The organism is Paeniroseomonas aquatica (genome assembly GCF_030409335.1).
In the GTDB taxonomy this organism is placed as follows: domain Bacteria; phylum Pseudomonadota; class Alphaproteobacteria; order Acetobacterales; family Acetobacteraceae; genus Belnapia; species Belnapia aquatica.
Map to the genome: position 1 here is coordinate 754 of NZ_JAUFPN010000056.1, position 545 is coordinate 1,298.

Consider the following 545-nt stretch of genomic DNA (forward strand, 5'->3'; position numbering starts at 1 on the left):
GAGTTGGCACCGGCCAGCGCCTGACCGATCGCCAGCATAGCAACATTGCCGGTCTCGTGCTGGAAGGCGGTCGAGAATGTAATCCCGGCGGCCGGGGCGGCTTCTGTGTGTAACCTGAGTTTCTGTTTCAGGCGGCCAGCTGGGTGAGCCAGCGCATGTCGCGCGGTGAAGCGCGGCGATGCAGGCGGCGGTCGCGCAGGGCGCGGGCTTTCACGGCCTCGCCGCTCCGCATAAGGGCAATAAGGAGCATGTCTTCGATCATCTCGCGCTGGGCGCCACTGCCGCCGATGCGCACCACCTCGCGCGCGACTGGCTCCAGGATGCGGGCGCAGCCGGCGTAGTCAGCATCGGCAAAGGCCAGCGCCGCACTGCAGATAGCAGGCACTACCGATCCCGCACCGAGGCTGCCCGCCTCAGCCAGCTGCGTCAGTGATGCCGCGCGGCGTGCCACCGCCTCCCTGTCATCGGCCGCGGCCTCCAGGATCGCCATATGGGCGTCGGCGAAGGCAAAGCCGGCATTCGGGAAGGCTGGCGCGGCGGATGCC

General features: G+C 68.6%; 1 protein-coding gene. It reads right to left on the bottom strand.

Features of this window, described 5'->3' with window-relative positions:
- Nucleotides 1–127: 127 nt before the first annotated feature.
- Nucleotides 128–545, bottom strand: a 418-nt coding sequence (locus QWZ14_RS06180; RefSeq protein ID WP_456307221.1) for a hypothetical protein, incomplete at its 5' end; no start/stop codon positions are given.